Annotated in this window: 19 protein-coding genes; 11 read left to right on the top strand and 8 right to left on the bottom strand. The window is 41.9% G+C overall.

Annotated elements, in window-relative coordinates; all coding sequences use genetic code 11:
* Positions 1-21 precede the first annotated feature (21 nt).
* Positions 22-396, bottom strand: coding sequence for a hypothetical protein (locus BFP97_RS03235; RefSeq protein WP_069841032.1), 375 nt, complete (start codon positions 394-396; stop codon positions 22-24).
* 108 nt (positions 397-504) lie between these two features.
* Between BFP97_RS03235 and BFP97_RS03240 the strand changes: the two genes are divergently transcribed.
* The 3 genes from BFP97_RS03240 (at position 505) to BFP97_RS03245 (ending at position 3,725) form a co-directional block, all read left to right on the top strand.
* Positions 505-1,287 (top strand): LytR/AlgR family response regulator transcription factor, encoded by a 783-nt coding sequence (locus BFP97_RS03240; protein ID WP_069841033.1) that lies wholly within the window; start codon positions 505-507, stop codon positions 1,285-1,287.
* A 153-nt stretch (positions 1,288-1,440) separates the two neighbouring features.
* Complete coding sequence (locus BFP97_RS20690) at positions 1,441-1,602, top strand: hypothetical protein (RefSeq protein WP_170827391.1); 162 nt, start codon at positions 1,441-1,443, stop codon at positions 1,600-1,602.
* Positions 1,603-1,628: 26 nt separating this feature from the next.
* A complete protein-coding gene (locus BFP97_RS03245; protein WP_255399327.1) occupies positions 1,629-3,725 on the top strand; it encodes a S9 family peptidase in 2,097 nt (698 codons plus the stop codon).
* A gap of 49 nt (positions 3,726-3,774) precedes the next feature.
* On the opposite strand, the gene BFP97_RS03250 is transcribed toward BFP97_RS03245, so the two are convergent.
* On the bottom strand, positions 3,775-4,791 hold the full coding sequence (locus BFP97_RS03250) for a DUF6090 family protein (RefSeq protein ID WP_069841034.1): 1,017 nt from the start codon (positions 4,789-4,791) through the stop codon (positions 3,775-3,777).
* 161 nt (positions 4,792-4,952) lie between these two features.
* Between BFP97_RS03250 and BFP97_RS03255 the strand changes: the two genes are divergently transcribed.
* Positions 4,953-5,294: a PadR family transcriptional regulator gene (locus tag BFP97_RS03255; protein ID WP_069841035.1), complete on the top strand. Its 342-nt coding sequence runs from the start codon at positions 4,953-4,955 to the stop codon at positions 5,292-5,294.
* Positions 5,294-7,936 carry an ABC transporter permease gene (locus tag BFP97_RS03260; RefSeq protein WP_069841036.1) on the top strand — a complete coding sequence of 881 codons (2,643 nt, stop codon included), beginning with the start codon at positions 5,294-5,296 and terminating at the stop codon, positions 7,934-7,936. The genes BFP97_RS03255 and BFP97_RS03260 overlap by 1 nt, the downstream gene beginning before the upstream one ends.
* On the opposite strand, the gene BFP97_RS03265 is transcribed toward BFP97_RS03260, so the two are convergent.
* Complete coding sequence (locus BFP97_RS03265) at positions 7,937-8,629, bottom strand: aspartate/glutamate racemase family protein (protein WP_069841037.1); 693 nt, start codon at positions 8,627-8,629, stop codon at positions 7,937-7,939. It abuts the gene before it with no gap.
* 280 nt (positions 8,630-8,909) lie between these two features.
* On the opposite strand from BFP97_RS03265, the gene BFP97_RS03270 reads away from it, so the two are divergent.
* Positions 8,910-9,797, top strand: a complete 888-nt coding sequence (locus BFP97_RS03270; RefSeq protein ID WP_069841038.1) for a LysR family transcriptional regulator — start codon at positions 8,910-8,912, stop codon at positions 9,795-9,797.
* Here the strand turns inward: BFP97_RS03270 and BFP97_RS03275 are convergent.
* From BFP97_RS03275 to BFP97_RS03295, 5 genes are all read right to left on the bottom strand, one after another.
* Positions 9,794-12,232: a ligase-associated DNA damage response DEXH box helicase gene (locus tag BFP97_RS03275; RefSeq protein WP_069841039.1), complete on the bottom strand. Its 2,439-nt coding sequence runs from the start codon at positions 12,230-12,232 to the stop codon at positions 9,794-9,796. The genes BFP97_RS03270 and BFP97_RS03275 overlap by 4 nt on opposite strands.
* 61 nt (positions 12,233-12,293) lie before the next feature.
* Positions 12,294-12,827, bottom strand: a complete 534-nt coding sequence (locus BFP97_RS03280) for a hypothetical protein (RefSeq protein WP_069841040.1) — start codon at positions 12,825-12,827, stop codon at positions 12,294-12,296.
* Positions 12,828-12,897: 70 nt separating this feature from the next.
* The gene (locus BFP97_RS03285) at positions 12,898-13,335 is read right to left on the bottom strand and encodes a GNAT family N-acetyltransferase (RefSeq protein WP_069844183.1); all 438 of its coding nucleotides are present in this window, start codon (positions 13,333-13,335) and stop codon (positions 12,898-12,900) included.
* 32 nt (positions 13,336-13,367) lie between these two features.
* Complete coding sequence (locus tag BFP97_RS03290) at positions 13,368-13,862, bottom strand: GNAT family N-acetyltransferase (RefSeq protein WP_069841041.1); 495 nt, start codon at positions 13,860-13,862, stop codon at positions 13,368-13,370.
* A 74-nt stretch (positions 13,863-13,936) separates the two neighbouring features.
* Positions 13,937-16,660 carry a WD40/YVTN/BNR-like repeat-containing protein gene (locus tag BFP97_RS03295; RefSeq protein ID WP_069841042.1) on the bottom strand — a complete coding sequence of 908 codons (2,724 nt, stop codon included), beginning with the start codon at positions 16,658-16,660 and terminating at the stop codon, positions 13,937-13,939.
* A 235-nt stretch (positions 16,661-16,895) separates the two neighbouring features.
* Between BFP97_RS03295 and BFP97_RS03300 the strand changes: the two genes are divergently transcribed.
* The 5 genes from BFP97_RS03300 (at position 16,896) to BFP97_RS03320 (ending at position 24,197) form a co-directional block, all read left to right on the top strand.
* Positions 16,896-18,164 carry a hypothetical protein gene (locus BFP97_RS03300; RefSeq protein WP_069841043.1) on the top strand — a complete coding sequence of 423 codons (1,269 nt, stop codon included), beginning with the start codon at positions 16,896-16,898 and terminating at the stop codon, positions 18,162-18,164.
* A complete protein-coding gene (locus BFP97_RS03305) occupies positions 18,164-18,601 on the top strand; it encodes an energy transducer TonB (RefSeq protein WP_069841044.1) in 438 nt (145 codons plus the stop codon). The genes BFP97_RS03300 and BFP97_RS03305 overlap by 1 nt, the downstream gene beginning before the upstream one ends.
* Before the next feature lie 69 nt (positions 18,602-18,670).
* Entirely contained in the window at positions 18,671-19,711 is a 1,041-nt protein-coding gene (locus tag BFP97_RS03310; RefSeq protein WP_069841045.1) for a hypothetical protein, read from the top strand.
* 247 nt (positions 19,712-19,958) lie between these two features.
* The gene (locus tag BFP97_RS03315) at positions 19,959-20,825 is read left to right on the top strand and encodes a response regulator (protein ID WP_069841046.1); all 867 of its coding nucleotides are present in this window, start codon (positions 19,959-19,961) and stop codon (positions 20,823-20,825) included.
* Positions 20,826-20,834: 9 nt separating this feature from the next.
* On the top strand, positions 20,835-24,197 hold the full coding sequence (locus tag BFP97_RS03320) for an ATP-binding protein (RefSeq protein WP_083262405.1): 3,363 nt from the start codon (positions 20,835-20,837) through the stop codon (positions 24,195-24,197).
* Position 24,198: the final 1 nt, after the last annotated feature.

Raw genomic sequence — 24,198 nt, forward strand, 5'->3', positions numbered from 1 at the left:
TGAAAAGATGAATTGAGCGCTCTAGGAGAGCACTTGAGTTGTATGGAGCGATTTACTTGTAAGCCCCTTGCTTAATAGAAAAATGATGACACCATAGCCCATGGGAATAAAGGAAATTCGGATGCCTTGAAATAGTATGTTTGATTCAACTTCACCCCAGATTTCAATAGTTTCCAGGGCTCCATATAGGCCTAAGAACTGTGTGAACATACCAAAAATGATACTGAACAGACCAAGCCCCTTGATCAGTGCTATTCTACTTTCGCGATTGGAGATGCGCTGAAACCCAAAGGATATTCTATGGAGCGTATAGCCACTCAGAAAGAGGATAAGTAACAATAGAACGGTCAAGATACTCATATAGAGAGGCTCACCAAGCATAAATAATTTCACCATTTGTCTACAAAATTATTGAGGTAAAACTAGCTTTAGGGAAGTGTTCCAATCAATGTCAAATCCCCTTCTAAATCTGTCCGTCATCGACTTTATTCAAAATTCATTGACATGATAAGAAGAATTGAGAAAAATCGCCTCATGAAAACGATCAGACTCGTGTTGATGTGGTTGGCAGTATTTGTATTACTTGTCATTAAATATGCTCAATCCACTTTTGGCATAGAGGAGAGCTTGTATTTCAGCGGTATGCTTTTTCCGGTGATTCTGGGCACGTCACTCTACTTTAATTACGTTTTGGTCCCCAAGTATTTACTGAAGCAGAATTATAGGGTCTTTGGATTGTATGCTTTCTACCTGTTGATCATCTCAGTTTACCTTGAGACCTGGGTAGTTGTTTTGTCATTGGTGCTTATTGCCGATTATCAATTCAGTTCTTTGAGTCCAGAGGTAGCAGATATCGTCAATATGGCCTTGCTGCTTTATGCTATAGTGTTTATTCATGGCTTCAGTGTACTCTTTCAACATTTCGTTAAACAAAAGAAAACGAATGAAGGACTGATATTGGATCAAAGAAAGGAAGAGGAAAGGGCTTTTGTTGTGGTGAGCCAACGTAAGCAGGTACGCATCGATGAGCCGTCTGTTCGGTATGTCGAAAGCCTAAGCGACTATGTAAAGATCCATTTGAAGGAGGGAGAGGTCATTGTGACCAAAGCAACTATAACTAGCCTTGAATCCGCGCTTTCTGAAGACTTTGTGAGAATTCACCGCTCTTTTTTAGTTAATAAACATCATGTAACCTCTTTTACTCGTGAGAAAGTCATGTTTGATGATCTGGCCCTAAATATCACTCGAAAGTTTAAGGAGAGCGCCTTACAGGCATTGGCTCAATAAAAAGTATTGCCTAGTGGTTGCAACTCGAAGCTTCAAGTTGCAAGCCTTAAGCCTCGAGTTGTGAGTGACGAGTTAATAGCCTAACATCATTCTGAGGGAGCCTGCCTGCCGCAAAGGCTGGGTACGACAGAAAGAATCATCCAACCCCTCTTTGTGGACTTCGCGTTCATTCTTTATACGCAATACGCAATACGCAATACGCAATACGCAATACGCAATACGCAATACGCACTACGCACTACTCCAAAAACCATCCGAACAATTAGCACTACTTTTTTAGGCATGAAAGTAGTAGTATTAGGCTTCGAAGAATAGAAATGGTATTCCATAAAGTAAAACCTATGAAAATTAAGTATACGCTGACCTTCGTGTTGGCCATAGTATTTACCCTTGCAGGCTTTCAAAGTCAGGCACAGGATAAGTTGAAAAACATGCCGGGATACGAGCAGTATCGCTCAGTGGCGCCTCAGATCAGAAGATCTGTAAAACCAGGGACACTATCGGCTAATTGGGCCGAGGACAGTAAGACCTTTGAGTATATCAAAGACGGAAAGCTGTGGTCTTATGATGTTCGCAAAAAGAAATTGACGGATATGGGCGATCCACCTCCACCACCACCAAGAAGAAGGTTTAACAGACCTGCACGTGGTCGTCAATATGCTTCTGCGGATTCCCCAGATGGTAAATTGAAGGCCTTCACCCGTGATCGAAACATGTACATCAGCAACCCTGACGGCAGTGGTGAAATCGCCATCACCACAGATGGCAATATGGATAATCTGGTAAAGTATGGTATTGCTACTTGGGTTTATGGAGAAGAGCTTCGTCAGACAACAGCCATGTGGTGGTCACCAGATAGTAAAAAAGTGGCTTTCTATAAATTTAACGAGCAGGGAGCTAAGCGATACTATGTATTGTTAGATCAATTGGCACTTTATGATTCACTCGAAGTAATGTCTTACCCGAAAGTAGGCGAACCTAATCTTCCGGTAGACCTAATGGTGTATGACCTTGAGACGAAGAAAATCACAGAGGTTGAGGCTAGAGATGGTAAACCCTTTGCTGATGGTCCTTTAGGAACATACTTGTACGGAATGGCTTGGACGCCTGATAGTAAGGAGTTTTTGTACCACACTACCAACCGAAAGCAAGACATCATGGAGTACAGAGCTGCTGATCCTAATACCGGCAAGTCCAGAACTGTGGTTCGTGAAGAGTGGTTGCCAAGCTTTACGAAGAATACTCCTGAAATGAGGGTATTAGAAGATGGTGAACGTTTCATTTGGGCGTCAGAGAGAACAGGTTTCAACAATTACTACCTGTACAACTTTGATGGTACGTTGATCACACCACTAACACAGCATGAGTTTGAAGTGAACAACATTGTCAGAGTAGATGAGAAGGCTGGATACATGTATTACATGGCCAGAAGTGGAGATAATCACATGAAAATGCAGCTACACCGAGTGAAGCTGGATGGTACGAAAGATACCCGTATGACTGACCCTTCGTTACACCATAGTGTGAATATCGCTCCTGATGGCAAGCACTTTATTGATATCGTTCAAACGCACAATATACCACCTTCTACTAGGTTGATGACGGCTAAGGGCAAAGAAGTAGCAGTACTGGTGGAAAGTGATATATCTAAATGGGAAGAACTTGGCCTGAAGACTGTCGAAGCTTTTACATTTACTTCGGCCGATGGTGTAACAGAATTACACGGTTTGATTCACTTCCCGTCTAACTTCGATCCAAATAAGAAATACCCTTTGATCCTCGCTAACTATGGTGGACCTGCAACCAACGAGTTCAGAGAGACCTTTACTTTCCCCAACCCATTAACTGAATACGGCTTCCTGATCGTTGATATCGATGGAAGAAATGTTCGTGGTAGAGGTAAGCGTTTATTGGATCAGTTGTATGGAAACCTAGGTATCGTTGAGCAAGATGACTTTGCAGAAGGTATTAAGTCGCTTTACGATCGTCCTTATTTCGATAAGGATAGAGTAGGCGTATATGGTACTTCTTATGGTGGTACTACTGCTGCAATGAGTCTGTTGAGATTCCCTGATGTATACCATGCGGCTGTAGCCAACTCAGCTGTGACAGACTGGATCAATTATGATAACATCTACACCGAGCGGTATATGAATACGCTGGAGAACAACAAGGCAGGCTATGATGCCTTTAACCTAATGAACTACGCTAAGAACCTTAAGGGGGAAATCATGGTGTATTACGGTACTGCGGACAATAATGTGCATCCATCTAACTCACTTCAGTTGATCAAAGCATTACAAGATGCTGGTAAGAGCTTTGAAGTGCAGGTTGGTCCGGATAGGGGACATACTGCTGTTTCTACTGACCGTATGATGGAATTCTTTATCGAGCACTTAGTCATGTCAAACGGCATGGCCATGCAGATTAAAAGATAAACTTCGAAAGACTAAGAATGAAAAGGTGCTGCCATGGGTAGCACCTTTTTTATTTGATCTTCTTCGCAGTCAGTAGGTCGTTATTGTTGTAAATCGTAAAGTTGATGATCTTGCCATCTGCGTCTTTGTGGAAATTGAAGATAGGTCTGGCATTGATAGCGTAGAACTTTGTGGGAGAAAGCGGGAACAATTCGCGAGGAGGCTGACCATCTCTGTATAACATCAGATGACCTTCGTCAAAGCTGATTTCCAATTCAATGTTATCTTGAATTCTATAGGTGCCTGGTAGATTTTGATAGAGATATCTTGGGATAATAAATCGCTTCTCTATCGGTTTAGTTGGATCAACTAGGGCTGCAATTCCTAAATAACTTTTTATAGCATCTGTCCTGTATTGTTTAATAAAAGGAAGGTGATTTTGCATAGAAATTACGTTGTAAGTCACCACCTCGTTCTTGTAAAATGGACTGTTCAAGAAGTAGTCATAAACCTTATCGCTGGTAAAACCAGTAAATAATTCTGAGTACCATTCGTAATCCTCAGACCACTTTTCCAATACCTTATTGGCTACATCTGAAATGCTCCTGTTATAATAGTCTACTTGTGTTTTGTCATCAATATAAACCTTATTTAGTCCAGCTATTAAGGGTTCAAAGCGTGCTGGTATATTGTCAATATTTCGCATTAGGCTATTATAGCCATTATTGGTAGTTATTAAATCAACCACATTAGTCACGACAGAAAAAAGACCATTACCAGGTGTTTTGTAATCTTCCAGTGTCAATTTATTGGCCAGTACCAGAGATATCAGTGAGTCCTTGACTCGATAATATTCAATTAGCTCAGTTGCCTTGTCGATATCAATTTCTAGCTCTTGCTGTATCTGAAGGAGAGTGGAAACAACTTTCTTCTCATTGTTATTCTCCTCATTGCGATTGTTGATATTAAGAGCGATCAGGATACCGACAATCACTAAGACGATTTCCCCTGTCAAATATAAGAGGTACTTCAGGAAGCTGTTTTTTGATAAAAGGCTTTTGCGGACTCTTCTTAAGGCACTGATCATGGTTAACAATTTCTTCCTTCAAATTGCTCAAAAGAATTCAGAATTGCATATCACTGTTTCAAAACAGAACATTGCACCACTTCAAATAAATATTACTACAATTAGGAAATTATTATTTAATCCCCTTGCTTTGTAAATACTGCAATTAGGAAAATATTATCATGAAAAGAACACAACTGGGCGAATTCGAGGAAGTGGTCATGTTGGCTGTGGGCATCTTATATGAAGAAGCCTATGGTGTATCAATCAAAAAGGAGATTGAAGCCAGGCTATCTAGAAATGTCAGCGTGGGTGCTTTGCAATCCGCATTGAAAAGACTAGAGGAAAAAGGCTTTTTGAAATCAAGAGAAGGCGAGGGGACCGCGGAGCGAGCTGGTCGTCCCAAGAAGTACTTTTCGATTACCGCTGAAGGCAAAAAGGCACTTGAACTGTCCAGAGATACCAGAAACGCCATGTGGAATGATATTCCGGATGTATCATTCGATTTAAAGATTGCTTTTTAATGAGCAAAATACCCAATGAGCTAAGGCCACCCTGGCTAGTCATGAAATTCTTTCGCTGGTTCTGCAGCAAAGAGCTTCAGTTATATGTGGAAGGAGACTTAATAGAGCTCTATCAAGAACGCGTGAATCAAAAAGGTCGATTCTTCGCCAATTGGAAGTTCTTGATAGATGTGATACTACTATTCCGACCCGGGATCATTGGATTTGCAAAGGACATTTACTCAAACAACAACATAGGAATGATTAGAAATTATGTAAAAGTCGGGGCTAGAAACCTCTGGAAAGACAGGTTTTATACCGGAATCAATCTCTTCGGCCTTTCGGTCGGTCTGGCGTTTAGCTTCTTAGTTTTGTTATTGGTCAATTACGAGTTCTCTTTCGAGAGTTTCTATCAGAACAAGGATGTCATTAAGCGATTGGGGGTTCACTATAATGTAGGTGGAAAAGAAGATACCTACTGCAATATCGGGCGCCCGGTCGGTCCGACACTAGCGGAAGAGTACCCCGAAGTATTGAGCTTCACTCGTGTCGCTGGTGTCAACGGTTTAGACAATCATAAAGGTAATTTCAAGTATAGGGAAGGTTTTGTAAAGTCCGAAGATGCTTACGTAGTCGACTCTACTTTCTTTCAGGTATTTGATAGAAAGCTGCTAGAGGGCAACATGAAGACGGTACTTAATCGACCAAATACAGTCGCCCTGTCTGAGTCTTTTGCTCAAAATCTTTTTGGTAGCGAGAGCCCTTTGGGCAAACGCATTCAGCTGGCTGAGCGAGAAAAGTATTTTGAAGTGACGGGAGTCTTTGAGGATGTTCCCAGCAATACGCATTTGCCATATGATGTATTGATTTCCTGGAACGGATACTACGATGCTGAGCTCAACAGTCGGTGGTTTGGAGCTCATGTTTATACCTATGTAAAACTTCAGGAAGCGTATCAGGCTCAAGGTATGTTAGACAAATTCCCTGAGTTTTTTGAGAAGCACATGGCTTCAAATTTTGCTCTAATGAATGCTACAGCAGATCTGGTAGTTCAAAATATAGAGGATATCCATCTTAAATCTGATTTGACTTGGGAGGTCAATCCCAATGGAGATTTAACTAGCGTATATGTCTTATTAGCGATCGGTGTATTCCTTGTAATTATCGCTTTGGTGAATTATTTAAATCTATCACTGGCTAGAAATTCTCTAAGGAAGAAAGAGATCTCTGTCAGAAAAGTTATCGGAGCCTCGCGATTCAACGTTTCTGGACAGTTTCTGGTAGAAACCCTGTTGTTCATCGTTTTAGCTTTGACTGTTTCACTATTGATTGTGAAGGTCATTTGTGGTCAATTTCTGATGATATCGGGCGTAGATGTGTCACCATTTTCATTCAATCATTTATCAATCTTTGTAACAGTAACAGTCGCTTTGGGTCTACTTGTAAGTATTTATCCTTCGGTTATTCTTTCGGGTATTCGATTAGTGGAAGGCTTGAAAGGAAGGTCTAAAAGCACCAGAGAGAGCAGTAGACTTCAGCAAGGGCTTGTGGTGCTTCAATTTGGCATTTCTACCATCGTGATCCTGTTCACTTTTGTGGTCAGACATCAATTAGACTTTGTCACTAAAATGGATTTGGGTTTCGAAAAGGACAATGTGGTGGTTTTTCAATTAGAAGATTCTACGCTGAGTGCCAATAGCAGTTTGATTAAGGATCGGGTGAAAACTGTTGCTGGCGTTGTCAATGCTTCATTTGCATCTAATAGGCCAGGGATCGACCTAAACCATACCATAGTGAATGTTGAAGATGATGGTGAGTTCATCGCGGTGGGCAGTCAATACATGCAAGTAGATGATGATTTTGGCACTACGATGGGTTTAGAAGTTTTGGAAGGGCGATCGTTTATCTCAGGATCTAGGCAAGACGCTGATTGGAACTTTATGATCAATGAAGCGGCAAAGACCAAGTTTGGTTGGGACGATCCAATTGGTAAGAAAATGTATTTCTCCAATGATGAGAACGGAAACCCCCGACATATGACAGCCATTGGTGTATTTAAAGATTTCAATGTTGGTTCTTTACATACAGCAGTTGAGCCGATCGTGATCTTTTACAATAGGCAATTTGGAAACCAACTGTTAGTAAGGCTTTCTCAGGGTGATCATCGCATGTCAGTTGAACAGATTGAAGCTACTATTAGTGAATTTGACCCAAAACTACCTATAAGGCATGATTACCTGGATATTGAATTGGATAGACAGTACAGTGGTGAAAAAAGACTGGTAAAATCAATGGCTTATTTATCAGGGCTGACCATCATCATATCGGTCTTAGGGTTCATCGGTTTACTCAGTTTTGCGATCAACAAGCGGCAATCCGAAATTGGTCTGAGGAAAGTCCTTGGTGCAAGTGTGGGCAGTGTGACCTTTCTTTTTTACAAACAGATTCTTGTTTTGATAATTATCGCACAAGTAATTGCTATTCCGGTGAACCAATTTGTCTCTAACCAATGGCTAAAAAGTTTCGCCTACAGATCATTCCCAAGTTTTTTGGAATTAGGCCTGATTCTGTTGACTATCGTTTTCTTGTCGCTAGCCATTATGGGTTTTCAGGTTGTAAAGGTGGCCTTTATGAATCCAGTGGATGTAATCAAAGAAGAATAATTAGCCCATTGCCCAGTCTAGCGCATGTTGGGTGTGGACCTTTGTGGTATCAATCGTAGCCATTGGAACATCACCATCTGGTACTAGAATGGGCAATTCTGTACAACCCATAATGATACCTTGCGCTCCTTCAGAGGCCAGCTGCTCCATAATGCTAATGCATTTCGACTTAGAGGCATCGGTAAACTGACCTTTTACAAGTTCATTGTAGATGATGTCATGTATGGCTTGCCGATCGCCTTCTAAAGGGATGATCACTTCCAGGCCAAAGCGTTCCGATAGAATGGAGGTGTAAAAATCCTTTTCCATTGTGAATTTGGTGCCAATTAAACCCACTTTATGGAGCGCTTTGGCCTTGATTGCTTGACCGGTGGCTTCAGCAATATGAAGAAAAGGTAGGTCCGTACTTTTTTCGATATAGTCGCTGACCAAGTGGATGGTATTGGTACATAACAGAATGATATCAGCTCCAGCAGCTTCTAGCTGTTGAGTACAGTCTGCCATCATTTGTCCTATCTTATCCCACTGTCCAGCAAAAGTGTATTGCTCGATTTCGGCAAAGTCCACCGAGACCATTACACATTTACAGGAATGTGATCCTCCTAATCGATATTTGACATATTCGTTGGCATATTGGTAGTACATTTTGGAAGACTCCCAACTCATTCCACCTATCATTCCGATTGTTTTCATTCTTGTCTATTTAATCCTTGACATGTCTTCCGCACCCGCTACTTCAATTGAAGTAAGATATTCCTTCAAACGGAGCAGCGTTAGTTTCCAAAGACCTAAGTGTTCGTGATCTTTTACCTGACAACAGTCTATGCATGAAGTTTCATAATTCATTTCTATTTCTTTTTTCAAACCTATGGTCTTGAACAGAGCTTACAAGATTTTGAGATTGAGGCCTTTTGACAGCCTTGTTGAATTATTTTCAACTACAAGCGATTATAAACTGTAGTAAATTGAAGTTATGGAGCTGAAGTACTTTCGATTAATCAAGACCATTGCAGAGGAGGGTAACATCGCCAACTCTTCGGAAAAACTCTTTTTGACCCAGTCTGCCCTAAGTCATCAATTACGTGAATTGGAAGAGCGGCTTGGCTTCAAAGTCTTCCAGCGAAGCAGAAACAACTGGCAGCTGACCAATGAAGGCAAAGAGCTGCATAAGCTTGCAAACGAGCTTTTTGAGAAGATCGATGCCGGTTTTAGTAACATTAAGCAGATCAAAGAAGGCTCAAAAGGAACCATTAGGCTGAGTGCTGAGTGCCAGTCTTTTTTTCATGGACTGCCCGCCTTTGTTCAAAAAATGGCATTGCTCTATCCTGAAATCGAGATAGATTTGGCACTTGATGGATCGCAACAGACCATTTCGCAAGTGCTTTCTAATCAAGTCGATATTGCCATTGTGACCACTGAGCCTGCCACTGACTCATTGTTCAAAATGAAAGTGTTGGAGGATGAAATCTTTGTGATCATGCACAATGAACATCGGTTCAGCGATCATGAATATTTGGATGTAAGTCACTTTGCTGATTTGAATTTGATCATAAATTCCTTTCCGCTGGAGAGCGTATCAGTTTATGAGCATTTCCTAAAACCTAATAAGATTATTCCTCGGAAAGTGACAGCGATCCCTTTCACCGAGGTTTCATTGGAAATGGTTAATGCCAATATGGGTGTTGTATGTCTTCCTAAATGGAGCCTTAAGTCTTACAAACTACCGGATGACCTAGTCTTTAAGAGAATAGGGAAGAATGGTTTGAAGCGAAGGCACTATCTGGTGGTTAAGGAAGAGAACAGGAACAAACCACATATTGAGGCCTTCCTATCAAACTTTCAGGAAGAGTTTGTTCACTAGTCAAACTCGATTTGCATCTTCTCAATTTGATCAGACAACTTCTCAGAAGTATATCTTTCCCTGAAGCGATCGACCATAATCGGGAAACAAAGTGGAGAGGGTTTCAGTAGTTTCTTGATCACTATTTCCTGCTGATTGATACGTTCTAAAGATTCGTTCAGCCGTGACTTTTCAAACTGGAGGGATAGTACTTCCTCATTCGCTTGTTTCATCAAAAGGTTCTCTGGGTCATAATCTTCAAACACTTTGAAGATCATGCTTGATGAGGCCTGAAGGTGTCTATTTGTAATTCCTTTGCCTGGGTAACCCTGAAAAATCAGTCCAGCGATAGTGGCGATATCTCTAAATTTTCGCTTAGCCATCTCGGTGTTATTGATGCTTGCATAAATGTCGTCCAAGAGGTTTTCACGAGAGAATAAGTCAAGCTCAAGGAAGTCTTCAATTTCTATCTCCTGATCGGTGAGTAGCTCAAAACCATAATCGTTCGATGCGATCGAAAAGGTGATGGGTTGACTCACACTAATCCTATAAGCACAAAGCGCAGCCAGCACTTCATGGATGTATTTCCCTTCCAGAGGATAAATAAAGAAGTGAGTGCCCTCATCAGATCGCAATTGCTCTATCAGCAATTGATTGGACAATGGTAAGGCAGATAGTTCCCGATGTTTTTCCAATAGCGGCTTTATGGCATTCATTTCGGGACCTTCATAAATACCATTGGCTGCATCCTCAAGTTTCCTTCGGAGACCATGAGAAAGGAGAGAGGTGAATGATGCTTTGCCACCGCCCCAGCGCGGTATAGGTCCCGTTTTCTTCTTGGACTTTTTGACTTGAGCCGTCATGTCTTTCACTCGAATCAGTTCTAGACTTCTTCCTGCGAACCAAAAGGTTTGTCCCGGCTTTAATCCGGCAATGAATATTTCCTCCACCGTGCCGATATATCCCCCCGTTTGATATTTGACCTTAACCATGGGGTCTGAGACAATGGTACCCATGGACATTCTATGGCGCATGGCTGTTCTCCGGTTGTTTACCTTGTATTTGCCGTCTGACTCAATTTCTACTTTGGCGTATTCGTCATAGGCACTTAATGTACTACCACCGGTTGTGATAAACTCAAGGCACCACTGCCATTCCGCTAAGCTAAGGTCTTGGTAGGCGTGAGAAGATTTGACCTGTCTATAGGTTTCTTCCTGATAGAAACCAGGGCCTACCGCCAAGGTGACCAAATACTGTATTAATACGTCAAAGCATTTCGTAAGAGGTGTTCGGCTTTCGAACTGCTTCTTGTCGATGGCCTCCTTTAAAACAGCCGCTTCAATCAACTCCAGAGAATGTGTCGGAAGAAAATATACTTTACTTGTGGCCCCAGGCCGATGCCCACTGCGCCCAGCACGCTGAAAGAACCGTGCTATGCCTTTGGGGCCACCTACTTGAATGACCATATCCACTGGTCGAAAGTCGACCCCAAGGTCCAAACTCGAAGTACAAACCACACATTTAAGCTTGCCTGTATGTAGTCGATCTTCCACCCATTGCCTAACACCTAAATCTAAAGAGCCATGATGCATGGCTACAAGCCCGGCATACTCTGGAAGCTGCATCATCATTTTCTGATACCAGATCTCTGTTTGCGACCTCACATTCGTAAACATCAGGGTGGAGGTATGCTGCTCTAAAATGGGAACAACACGTGGTAAAAGATGAATACCCAAATGACCCGCCCATGGCAATGTCTTTACCGAATCTGGAAGAATAGATTCAATCTCGATCTTCTTGTCTACGTTAGCCCTGATCGTTTCGCAGGTCTCATATTGCTCACCTAAGAGTACTTTAGCTGCTTCTTCCAGATTGCCTATGGTAGCCGAAATCGCCCAAGTTTTAATCGGCTTGTCTTTCAAATGGCGCATATAAGCCAAGGCCAGTTCCATTTGGACTCCACGTTTGCCACCAATTAACTCATGCCATTCATCTACAATTACCGCTTTAACCGAGCTGAATGTCTTGACAGCATCTTTTTGAGCCAAGAGAATGTGGATGCTTTCAGGGGTGGTCACCATAGCCTCAGGCATATGCTTCTTTTGCCTCTGGCGTTCTGCTTGGGTAGTGTCACCTGTTCGGAGGGCTATGTTCCAGCCTAACTCGAGGTCATTACTGACCTCCTGCATCGCTGCCTGAATATCTTTGGCCAGAGCCCTGAGGGGTGTAACCCAAATAATCTGAAGCCCTTTGGCAGGCTTGGGGTCATTGAGTGCCTCGAGTACGGCTCCTAACCAGATGGCATAAGTCTTACCACTACCTGTAGGAGCATTGAGCAGTCCGCTCTTACCTGATAGGTAAGCATTCCATGTCTTTCTTTGAAAAGGAAAAGACTTCCATCCTTTGGACTGGAACCAATTTTCGGCAGGGGAAAGATCAATTTCTACTTGTGGCAAGGCGTTAAGCTAAACCATCAATTTCGTTGATTCTAATGAGCTATGGAAGGAAAGTTTTGACTTAAAAAGTCGCCTGATAATCTACACGCATATCCAGCTTGCGAGTCGATCCATTCGGAGAGGGCAAAGTGGCCATTCCACCAGGATAGTAGCCTGTCCGTTTGTTGATACAAATAAGGGCCAGGTAGTCTGCATCATTCGGATCAAATTGATAGAAACCGCTCTTATTGGGTGTAATGATGAACTTTGCTTCTACTTTGGCTTTCTTGATTTTCTTCAGGTCGTAGAAGAGTTTTCCATCTTTAAGGTAAGATGTCGCATCAATCACGTCCTTTTGACTCGTCTCAAAAAGCAATATCTCATAAGTAGCCGGAACAGGTTGCTTGGTATTGGTTGAGTCGCTTACAGAAAAGTCTCCTTTGTACAGGTTCATTGTACCGTAGTAACCGTTAATAATGGTTGGCTCAGTGATCTTTTTACTCATCTTTACTTTGAAAGTAAAGAAGTAATCTTTCTGAGGAACATCCTTCTTGTTACAGCTTGCGGCAAGCAGTAAAACAGCAATAGCCAGTACCAATTTATTCACGCCTCTCATTCGATATGCATTTTACGCGCACGAAGTAAATAAATATTTCGGGCATTCTAGAGGGTGAAGCGTTAAAGATTCATAAACTGAGATGCAAAATAGGGTAGGGTTTACCCAATGGGTCTAAAGGAGAACGGCTGACCACCTCAAATCCACAGTGCTGATAAAACTTTACAGCTTCTGGGTTCTGCTCATTGACGTCCACTTTGAAAGCCTTGAAATGTTCAATGGCATAGTTTAATAATTGTCTTCCCAAACCCTTTCCAATTACACTTGGATGCATAAAGAGCATTTCAATACTTCTTTCAGCAACACCCAAAAAACCCAGGACTTTACCTTCAGAATCTTTGATGCAACGTAGCTCAACAGCATCCAGGTAAGTATTTAGAATAAGAGGTTTAAAGTATTGAATGTCCGCCTCTGGAAGAAAATGATGAGTCGCTCTGACAGAGGCTTCCCATACTTCTACTATCTCAGGGTATTCCTCTTTGCTAACTGGGAGTATAGGGGAAGTCATGTTATTGATTTTGAAGTCATTGAATACGTATGTCACTTATACCGGTAGACAGCATGTGGTCCAAAGTCAAGGAGATCGAGCGTTGTATCATATTTGGCACCCAAACGTGTAGCCAACTGCACTGATGCTTTGTTTGATGGATCAATATAGCTAACAAGTGAGTCAAAGTTGAGGATTTCTAGGGCATAATCACGAACAGCGATTCCAGCCTCTAAGCCAAAGCCTTTGCCCTGTGCTTCAGGTAATAACCAATAGCCTAGCTCTTTCTCTGGCCAGGGTTCTGAATTCCAAAGCCCCACAGTACCGATCAGTTGCTTTGTACTTTTCTCTTCAACAGCGAGATAGGAATAGCCCTTGAGTATATAATGGCCGACATAAGTAGCCATCAGACGCCAAGAGTCTTCAGGCCCTTTGATACCACCTACATATTGGGCATTCTCTTTCTTGGTGTAAAAATCAGAGAATATTTGGTAGTCACTAGGTTGCCACTGTCTGAATAATAGTCTTTCGGTTGTTAATCCAATCATAAGCTGTTATGGTTTAGGCTAAAAATAAAAAGCCCATCCTGAATATCAGAATGGGCTCCTTGGAATCTATGTGATTACTTATTCGTCCAATGATCTTTTAGGACAATCGCATCTTTTGTGATGGTCTTTCCTCCAGATTCTAATACTACCTGGTAAGTGCCAGGGCCAACAGGACCTGTAATGTACTTGGCAGTTTCCATGCGTGAGGCAATCTGCGCATCAGACATACCGAATCTCTTGAAACGAGCAGCCATATTATCAAGATCTTTTTGAGAACGTTCACTGATAATTCTAGTAAAAGGCCAAATGGCATGATTGAGGCCTGCATCTGCGTCAATTTCCATTTTGTATAATTCACGCTGACCTTGCATGATCTTAAGCGTTGCCTTGCCACCATTAGCACTGTAGAAATACATATGAGAGCCAGGTCTTCTGCTTTCTCCATTGAAGTTGGTGTAGGCAGATACATTTCTTAAGCCTCTGATATATTGAACACTAGGCGTAATGTCGAATAATTCCATACCGCTATTCATTACTTCAGCGGTCATACCTTGAAGCGGAGAAATATCAGCAATGAAAATACCACGTCCATGTGTTGCAACCACCAACTCGTTCTCTCTTGGGTGAATCAACATATCATAGGCCGGGTTGGTCGGCATATTGGTCATGAACTTTGTCCAGTTTTTACCACCGTCAACACTCGCATGAGTTCCCAATTCTGTTCCTACAAACAGGAGGTTAGGATTTTTATGATCTTCTCTAATCACATTGACAGCTTCTGCAGGAATACCATTGGCAATAGATGTCCATGTTTTGCCATGATCAGTTGTCTTATAGACATAGGCGGTAAAATCATCTCTTCTCATACCATTGAAAGTAACATAGGCAGTGCCAGGGAAGTGATTAGATACTTCTACTCGGGTTACCCAGTATTCTGGATTGTTTGGTATGTTATCATTGAGGAGCGTCCAGTTTTTACCACCGTCCAAAGTCATTTGAACATTGCCATCGTCTGTGCCTACCCAGAGTTCATCAGGATCCAAAGGAGACTCATCAATGGTAGTAATCGTTCCGTATTGGATGTTGCCCGTTCCTGCTGCTTTTACAGCATCATTTTTACTCAAATCAGGGCTGATCTCTTCCCAATTTTCACCACGGAATGATGATTTTAACAACTTATTACCTGCATGGTAGATCACATCTGTATTATGCTGAGATACCATGATTGGGGCATTCCAGTTCCAACGCATACTACGGTTTGAATATCGGATACCTTTCGATTCACCCGTTTCCATATCCATTCGTCTTAGTGGACCGAATTGAGATTCATTATACAGGTAACGGTTGTTGCTTGGATCTACCACATTATACATACCGTCTCCACCACCTACACGAGCCCATTGCTCATAATTGATGGCACTACCATCTTTCATAGTGCTTGGTCCTTTTACTGAACCATTGTCTTGAAGCCCACCATAAACATTATAAGGGTAGTCCATATCTACACCCACTGCATAGAACTGTGCCAATGGAATTTCATCTGGGTGATACCAGGTCTTTCCAGCATCATAGGTGATTCCCATTCCATGGTCATAGCCTAAGATAAAGTGGTCAGAATCATCTGGATCGATCCACATAGCATGGTTGTCACCACCAAAGCGGAAGGCAGTGTCCCAGTTGTCTCCTCCATCCTTGGATTCCCAAACGCGAATACCGATTACATAAACATGATCTTCATCGTTTGGATCGACTCGTACTTGCTGATAGTAATAAGAAGGAGCTCCTCCAATGTCGACCCCCTCAGGGCTAATCATTCTCCAAGTAGATCCACCATCGTCTGAACGGTACATCTGTACACCGTCAACGCGTTGACCTCTTTTTAGAGGAATACCAACTTCGAGCATATTTCTACGCTCTTTGTCAGAGATCCCTTTCACATTGACATTTTCAATATTGGCATACACCACGTTTGAATTGCCAGGAGCATAAGCTACACCAATTCTTCCAAGGAATCCGCCTGGTAGTCCGTTAGAAAGTTTGCTCCAGGTTTTACCAGCATCGGTAGATTTATAAATGCCGCTACCCTCGCCACCTTCGTTAAAGGTCCAGGGTCTTCTGATTTTATCGTAAGCTGCGGCAATCAGTGCATTAGGATCGTCTGGGCTCATCGCCATATCAACCACACCGATGTACTTGCCATCTTTTCTTTTTACTTCAAGAGACTTAGTCCAAGTCTTACCTCCATCGGTCGTCTTGTAAAGTCCTCTTTCAGGATTTTCTGAATATAAGTGGCCTAATGCTGCGACATAAACCACATCCGAGTTGTTCGGATCAATTAGGATTCTACCAATATGATGAGACTCCGGAAGCCCCATATTGGTCCAGCTCTGTCCACCATTGGTAGATTTGTAAATACCATTGCCCCAGTATGAACTTCTGGAGTTATTAGCTTCTCCAGTCCCTACCCATACAATGCTGGTGTCTTGCTGATCCACAGCAACAGCACCGATAGAAATGATATTTTCATTATCAAAAATGGAATTCCATGACTGGCCATTGTTGATAGTTTTCCATAAACCACCAGAGGCTGTAGCCGCGTAAATTACTTTAGGTGCTCTGTCTACCACTGCAAAGTCGACATAACGTCCACCTTGTCGTGTTGGGCCAATTTCTCTGAACTTGATACTTTCTACTACCTGATCAGGTATGCGTTGCGCTTGTGCATCTTGAGCACCAAGGAGTGCTACCAGTGCGAAAAGCGATAAAAATCGAATATTCTTGAGGACTCTAATCATCATAATTTTAAGGTTAGAAGTGTCTGAAATTAATTCAAAAAGCCTTTATGGCAAAAGGCCTAATCCAAGATTATATAAGTGGTAAAGGGACGAGTAGAATTGATTGTGCCAACCTCCTAAGGGTAAAGTCCGTATGAACTGTTTATGAGTCAGAAAGATGTTTTGGAAACTCCTTCATCTGGACTACCCATAATTCCAGCCCAAGCTGGAATTATTTTTTTGGCCTAATTTTGTTGATATGAAATCATTATATCTGGGTTTCGCTTTAGTCTTATCTTTTAGTCTATTCGCTCAGGAAGAAAAGAGTCTTCAAGATTACTATACTGCTGCCACCTCGGCATATGAAGCAAAGAACTACGAACTCTTTTTAGAGAATATCCGCAAAGCGGATGAAATGAGACCCAATCATCCAGCCATAGTTCCTAAACTGGCGGCTGCATGGGCTTTAACAGGAAGGAAGATTCGTAGTATTCAAAAGTTGAACCAGATGCTACTGATGGATGCCACTTTCAACTTTGTCGACAATCCGGACTTTGACAATGTTAGAACTCATAAGAATTACAAAAGACTCATTGCACTTCAGACCAGGTTGGCCGAGGAAGAGGTGAACGATGAGTTGTACATGACGATTGACGCTGGTCACTTGCACCCTGAAAGCTTTGTGATTCTCAAAAATGGGGAGATGTTGCTCGGGAGCGTTCGTGAAAAGAAAATCGTTAAAGTGGGCCTTGATGGCAAGGTTACCGATTGGGTTGAAACACCATATGCCGTTTTGGGTATGAAGGCTGATTTTGCCAGAGGTAATCTTTGGGTGAGCACAGCTGCTATGCCGGAGATGAAAGGCTTTGAGCAGGCTGACAATGGAAAATCGGTTGTATTACAAATAGATCTTAACACTGGTAAGATCATTCAAGGCATATCTTACGATGAAGAATCAATTATTGGAGACCTCGAAGTTGATCAGGAAAATAGGCTTTGGCTATCAAACAGCATGACGCCTTTCCTTAGTAGAGATAACACTGATACTTCCGACTACTTAGGTGCCTTCAATCGCAAGCAATTTGATTTGTCAGATGGTTACTTCAACCTACAGGGTCTAACACTCACCGATGATGAGAATTACTTATATGTCTCAGACTACATTAAGGGGCTTTTCAGGATCGACATCAATGACACCGACATCGATGATGTCTTTGCCCCCGAATCAAGCCTTTTGAAAGGAATTGATGGGTTGTACTACTATGACAATAGCTTGATAGCGATTCATAATGGGACAAAGCCTTATAGAGTTGTGCAATACTTTTTAAATGCATCTGGCCTTAATATTGAGTCGGAAAGGATCATCAATAGAGGAGGAGAGAGTTTGGGAGAACCAACCCTGGGTCAGGTTAAAGATGGCTATTTCTATTACTTGGCCAATAGTCCTTGGCAAGCTTATGATCAGGAAAAGAATCTGGATTTATCTAAAGTTAAACCCATAGAAATCAGGAGGTTTAAACTAGACTGATGTCTAAACCTAGAAAAGATAAGCCCTTGAAAATGCCTCGTTATCGCGGGGGTGAAAGCGCACTTAAATCATTTATTGAAAAGAACCTTAAGTACCCACAATCAGCATTGGATGAAAAGATTGAAGGTGCTGTTGAAGCGGCTTATGATGTTGATGGTTTGGGAAGAACCTCTAACATTAAAATATTGACAAGCCTCGGTTATGGTTGTGATGAGGAAGTGGTTCGCCTAATCAAGCTTTTGAAGTTCGAGAGGGCTTTCAATAAAGGCAGAAATGTTACGGCTCACAAGAAACTAAAAGTTGACTTTAAGCTCCCCTCGGTTAAACCGAAAACCCAAAAGATCAACTATCAAATTACCTCAAAGGTGAGCAAGAGCAAGTCTGAGCCTGTTAAACAGTCAAAGCACTATACCTACCAGATTAATTTAAAGAATTGACTTTTGAGGTAAGCACTTTACTCAATTTTCAAAAAGGCTTATCTTAGTCTGGAATCAACCTTACACACAATGACTGGATTAGGATTTCTCGACCTGGTAATCGGTATAATATTCATCTATTTTTTGCTCAGTATTGTAGTTTCTATCCTCTTAGAAATTCGCTCAAAATCACTAAGTCTTCGCGCACATAACTTAGAGGCTTGGTTAAAAGATACTTTCGAGAAGGAAGGCTTAGCTGATAAACTCCTAGATCATGATTTGATCAAAACCTTAGTGAAAAAAGGGCGGAAGCCAGCTTACATACCTGATCAGAACTTTGTTGATGCCCTATTTGATATCGTGAATCAAGAAGACGGCAATGGGGTTACTTATACTGTCAACGAAATCAAAGGTGCCTTTGAGAAATCGCAGTTGCTTCCCAATGATTTGAAAAGAAATATCCTTCAGCAAATTACCGAGGCAGAAACCAAAGCACAGAACTATATCAAAGCCAAAAAGGATGAAGTGATTGATGAGTTGCTTGAGGTAAAGAAAGGCGTTGGAGATTGGTTTGATAACTGTATGATTAGGGTGGGAGGCACCTACCGGAATATGCAGCAAAAGTGGCTATTGGTATTTTCATTCACTGTAGTGTTCCTATTTAACGCAGACACCATTACGCTTTCGAAATACCTTTATAACAATAAGGACGTCCGTGATGCACTGGTGGAGCAAGCCTCAAGGAGTACGCAGGATTCACTGACTGTCGCTTTTTATGAACAGGTAATGGAGCGTTCTGCTCTTGCCCAGAATACGGATTCTGTTGTGATCGGCCAGGACGGAATGGTTTTAATTAATGAGATTAAGGGAAGCGTCTCTAATTTAAAAGAGGTTAATGCCGAGCTCAAAGCTTTGAGTCTACCGCTCGGTTGGGATTCTTTCGTTTTGTCTTTGAAGAAGTCCAAAGACGATTTGGGTTTTTGGAACTATGTACTGATTTTCCTCATGAAAATTGTGGGCTTGGTCATCACTGGATTCGCGGTATCCATGGGAAGTCCCTTCTGGTTTGATATTCTGAACAAGCTAGTGAATCTTAAGGGGACAGGAGGGAAGCCTGCTCCTAAAAAGTGACGCTTGTGCCATTTTAATTCGGATCGAAGCCAGTGGTTTATGCTGTCAGGATTTCTTTCGATATGGCATAATTACGAACTGCTGCGTCAACAAACTGTCAACATGAGAATTGGTAAGATTCCATATCATTTCTGCCTTAATAGCTCTCATGTCTACGTTTTGACAGGTCGGAAAGCTTGAACGATTAATAGTTAAACTTGGATTGCTACCAAAAGTATTGCTAGTTTCATAGCACAGCCAAAACACAATGGAACGAAAAACGATTTTGATCATTGATGATAATCGTGATATCATTCGCATGATTGCAGATGAGCTCAAATCTCATCATATCAATTTTAATGTAATCAATGCCAACAATGGTTTGAACGGTGTCCGTGTTGCCAAGCAGGAATTACCTGACCTGATTTTGATGGATTGGGATATGCCAGTTATGGATGGACTGGAGGCAATTCGTATACTTAAGGACGATTCTTCAACACAGGATATACCAGTGATTATGGCCACGGGAAAAATGACAAATTCCGAAGACCTTCAAACGGCATTAGAGGCAGGGGCTGTAGACTATGTGCGCAAGCCTGTAGATTTCATTGAACTGAGTGCTCGAATCAATACAGCTTTGAGACTTAAAGCGCAACAATTGGCGATTAATGAGCTGTTGCAAAGCGAGATAGACCTGAAGAACAGGAAGCTCAGCACAACTTCTATGCTCATTGTAGAGAAGAATAGTCTGTTAGGGCAGTTACATGGTAAAGTAGTTCGTTTGGAGTCTTCTTTACCAGATATCAGTACGGAAGAATTACGATACCAAGTAAAACAACTCAAGCGTCAGATCTCAAACGATTTAGACCTTGATAGTAGTTGGGATACCTTCAAGATGCATTTTGAAGAGGTAAACCCACATTTCTTCGATCGGCTTACAGAGATCTCAAATGAACTTACCCATAAAGACTTAAAGATTTGTGCCTACATCAAGCTCAGAATGGACAACAAGGAGATCGCGCGCTTGTTGAACATCACTTCTGGTAGCAGCAGGACAGCCTTGTATCGGTTGAAAAGGAAGCTGCATATTCCCGAAGAAGAGAATTTGAGAGAAGTAATCGAACAAATTGATTAGCCATTTACCATGATACGTCACGTCATAACACGGATAGTCTTTCTCAGTTTGCTGATTGCCTTTGCTGCTTCTGAAGTCACTGCTCAGCAGTCATACCTGTATGGTCTGCCGTATCTACAGGCCTATAACCCGAAGGATTATGACGGATTGGGCCAGAACTGGGATGTACTTCAAGGCGATGATGGGCTAATGTACTTCGCTAGCAAAACAGGAATATTGACCTTTGATGGTAAGCACTGGAATACCACGCTTCTAAGCAATTTCAATACCGTTAGGTCATTAGCTAAGGATAGCAATGGAAGAATCTATGTCGGTGGCATCGGTGATCTTGGATATTTGGAAACAGATAGTCTTGGAGCTCACAAATTCACGTCACTGATTGACCAAGTCCCGGAGGACTACAGGAATTCTAATCCCGACTTTTATAAGACCCATATCACCGATGAGGGGGTGTTTTTTATGACTCCTTATTTTGTTGTAAGGTATTTCAATGATGAGATTGAGGTAATTCTTGCTGGCAATGAAAGAGGTAATATCAATAGAGGTTACATGGTTAACAACCGTGTTTATTACCTATTGCCCGTTTCCGGCTTGTATACCTATGAAGATGGAGATTTTCAGTTAGTAAAAGGTGGGGAAAAGGCGACAATGCCTAGATCAACGACAAGTGGATTGGTGCCATGGGAGGATGATAAACTCCTATTGATAGAATATACCGGTGATGCTTTAATCTTTAGCGATGAGGGAGCGGTAAGGGCAGAGGGCCCCGTCTTCGATAACCTGAAGAAACTATTGAGGGGCGTTTTTGTCATGGATATCGTACCAATTTCAGGTTACGGTTATGCTATGAATTCGGCAAATGATGGGTTGATTATAACCGATGAAAGATTCAATGTTATTCATCACCTCAGAAAGCGTGATGGCCTTTCAGACAATGCGGTGAGAAAAGGTTTTGTCGACAAGTCAGGGAATTACTGGGTGGCTACAAACAAAGGCTTGACTTATGTAATGCTTAACAGTCCATTCACCATGGCCGATGAAAAAACAGGAGTTGATGCCGGCCTGCTGAGTGCTATGCTTAAGAATGATACGCTTTTTTTAGGTACGACATGGGGTATAAAGTATTCGGAGGGAAATTCCTTTAAGCAAATCGAATCGTCCCAACAAGAAACCTGGGATCTGGATATCATAGATGATAAGCTCTATGCTTCCATTGGCAATGCGATTGTTAAGGTGAATATGAATGGACCAAGCGAAAAGGTTATACCGGCAGAACCTTGGGGTTTGGCACCACTTCCCACACGACCCGGCAAATACATTGTACACGGTTTCAATAATCATTTGTTTTTACTTGGACTGAAAAACGGAAAACTAGTTGGAGAGGCTCAGATAGAGGGGTTTTGGGGAAATGTCCCAGTCATTGGTGAGGATAATGCAGGTTATATATGGATGGGTGATGGTTTGGATACACTAAGAAGAGTCAAGCTAAATGCAGCACTGGATTCAATCGTAGAGATGAAGACTTTTGGGCCCGAGCATGGCTTACCTAGAATGGATGCCAATCAGGTGGTGGTTTTCCCAGAAGCTAAGAACGGAATACTCTTCGTTGGAGATGACTACTATTTCGAATATCACGCAGAGAAAGATACTTTCATGCTCTTTGAACCTTTCGAGGGTTTAGTGGGAGGTGATAAATATCGAATCTTAGAACAGACACCAAATGGTAATGTGTATACCGTTACAGCTGGACGCAAAGTTCGGTTTACCAAGGATGACGATGGTTATTCCTTGGATACCACCTCATTTGCCAAAATCAATGATTTTCAGACACAAAAAATCTACCCACTTCCAGATAACACTGTGTTGTTCGTTGGCCCGGAGGGCTTAATTCAGTATCACCCCGATTGGGTGCCCAAAGAAATAACACCTTTCAAAACAGTCATGAGTCAAGTGAAAACAGGTGATCAGGTCTTGTTTGGAGGGGTGACATTTGCGCAGGCATTTCTTGATAACGGTTCGGGACTCGACTATAAAAACAATTCAATATCGTTTGACTTCAGTGCTCTTTCTTTTGAGGATTCAGAAAAAAACCTTTTTAGATATCAACTGGAAGGTTATGAAGAAAGCTGGAGTGACTGGAGTACGAGTACTTATAAAGAGTATACCAATCTCTCGGAAGGCAGATATACATTTAAAGTCAGGTCTAAGAACATATATGGTCATGAGGGAGAAATAGCAACGTTTGAATTTAGAGTTTATGCACCTTGGTACAGAAGTACCTTGGCATTCGGTGGATATGGCCTTCTGATTATTCTTGCCATTTGGATTATCGTTAGGGCATATACGCACAGGCTTTTGAAGGAGAAAGAACGCTTAGAGAGACTCGTTGAGGAGCGTACTCAGGAAATCATCATGCAGAAAGATGAAATAGCAATTCAGGCAGAAGAGCTAAAAACAAACAATCAAAAGTTGATCGAATTGGGGCAGTTCAAAGAAGATATGACATCAATGATCGCGCATGATTTGAAAAACCCGTTAAGTGTCATCATTCGATCTGGTGAAAAAAAGGTCGCAACCCTTGCTAAGCGCATGCTCAATTTAGTACTGAATATGCTTGACGTTCAAAAGTTTGAGGAGGCGAATGTTCAGCTAAGTCTTGTTCATGGTAGTTTTAATGAGGTAGTTAATCAGGCAATAGAAGATGTCCAAGATGGAATTGATGAAAAGAGTATTGATTTTCAGCTAATCGCTTATGAAGAGCTTAAAACTGAGATGGATGAGGAGCTGCTGGAAAGAGTAGTAGTCAATTTGTTAACCAATGCCATCAAATATTCACCTGCTAATTCGAAAGTGACTGTTGAAATATTAGTGAACAATGAAGGACAACTATACTTCTCTGTAGAAGATGAAGGACCAGGAATTCCTAAGGACAAGCAACAAGCCATCTTTGATCGTTATGTTCAATTGGAAGGTAAAGAGGTTGGTCGATCAAGATCAACAGGTCTTGGTTTAGCCTTCTGTCAACTCGCCATAAGGGCACATAAGGGCGACATAGGTGTGATTTCGGAACCTGATAAGGGTGCTAAGTTTTGGTTTACCTTGCCAAACGTCAATGCCCAATTACTCACTGATGAACCGACAGTAGACCGAGAGGAGCAAGCACTAAGCACAGCCGAACTGGAATTGATTCAAGAGTTGGTTCCAAGACTAATGGAACTAAAGGTCTATCAGAGTACAGAGATAGAAGATGTGCTGAGTACTTTGAATGCCAAAGAGGGTAGTGCCCTAAGCAAACTAGTTGATCGCATCATCAATGCCGCCTTTAATGGTGATGAGGAAGCTTATAAAGCCATTATTAAAGATATTCAGTAGC

This window comes from Roseivirga sp. 4D4, from assembly GCF_001747095.1.
In the GTDB taxonomy this organism is placed as follows: domain Bacteria; phylum Bacteroidota; class Bacteroidia; order Cytophagales; family Cyclobacteriaceae; genus Roseivirga.

Excerpts from the sequence above, each read along its gene's own strand:
- BFP97_RS03235 (WP_069841032.1), bottom strand. The coding sequence starts at position 396 with ATGGTGAAATTATTTATGCTTGGTGAGCCTCTCTATATGAGTATCTTG.
- BFP97_RS03240 (WP_069841033.1), top strand. The coding sequence starts at position 505 with ATGATAAGAAGAATTGAGAAAAATCGCCTCATGAAAACGATCAGACTC.
- BFP97_RS03245 (WP_255399327.1), top strand. The coding sequence starts at position 1,629 with ATGAAAATTAAGTATACGCTGACCTTCGTGTTGGCCATAGTATTTACC.
- BFP97_RS03250 (WP_069841034.1), bottom strand. The coding sequence starts at position 4,791 with ATGATCAGTGCCTTAAGAAGAGTCCGCAAAAGCCTTTTATCAAAAAAC.
- BFP97_RS03255 (WP_069841035.1), top strand. The coding sequence starts at position 4,953 with ATGAAAAGAACACAACTGGGCGAATTCGAGGAAGTGGTCATGTTGGCT.
- BFP97_RS03260 (WP_069841036.1), top strand. The coding sequence starts at position 5,294 with ATGAGCAAAATACCCAATGAGCTAAGGCCACCCTGGCTAGTCATGAAA.
- BFP97_RS03265 (WP_069841037.1), bottom strand. The coding sequence starts at position 8,629 with ATGAAAACAATCGGAATGATAGGTGGAATGAGTTGGGAGTCTTCCAAA.
- BFP97_RS03270 (WP_069841038.1), top strand. The coding sequence starts at position 8,910 with ATGGAGCTGAAGTACTTTCGATTAATCAAGACCATTGCAGAGGAGGGT.
- BFP97_RS03280 (WP_069841040.1), bottom strand. The coding sequence starts at position 12,827 with ATGAGAGGCGTGAATAAATTGGTACTGGCTATTGCTGTTTTACTGCTT.
- BFP97_RS03285 (WP_069844183.1), bottom strand. The coding sequence starts at position 13,335 with ATGACTTCCCCTATACTCCCAGTTAGCAAAGAGGAATACCCTGAGATA.
- BFP97_RS03290 (WP_069841041.1), bottom strand. The coding sequence starts at position 13,862 with ATGATTGGATTAACAACCGAAAGACTATTATTCAGACAGTGGCAACCT.
- BFP97_RS03295 (WP_069841042.1), bottom strand. The coding sequence starts at position 16,660 with ATGATGATTAGAGTCCTCAAGAATATTCGATTTTTATCGCTTTTCGCA.
- BFP97_RS03300 (WP_069841043.1), top strand. The coding sequence starts at position 16,896 with ATGAAATCATTATATCTGGGTTTCGCTTTAGTCTTATCTTTTAGTCTA.
- BFP97_RS03305 (WP_069841044.1), top strand. The coding sequence starts at position 18,164 with ATGTCTAAACCTAGAAAAGATAAGCCCTTGAAAATGCCTCGTTATCGC.
- BFP97_RS03310 (WP_069841045.1), top strand. The coding sequence starts at position 18,671 with ATGACTGGATTAGGATTTCTCGACCTGGTAATCGGTATAATATTCATC.
- BFP97_RS03315 (WP_069841046.1), top strand. The coding sequence starts at position 19,959 with ATGGAACGAAAAACGATTTTGATCATTGATGATAATCGTGATATCATT.
- BFP97_RS03320 (WP_083262405.1), top strand. The coding sequence starts at position 20,835 with ATGATACGTCACGTCATAACACGGATAGTCTTTCTCAGTTTGCTGATT.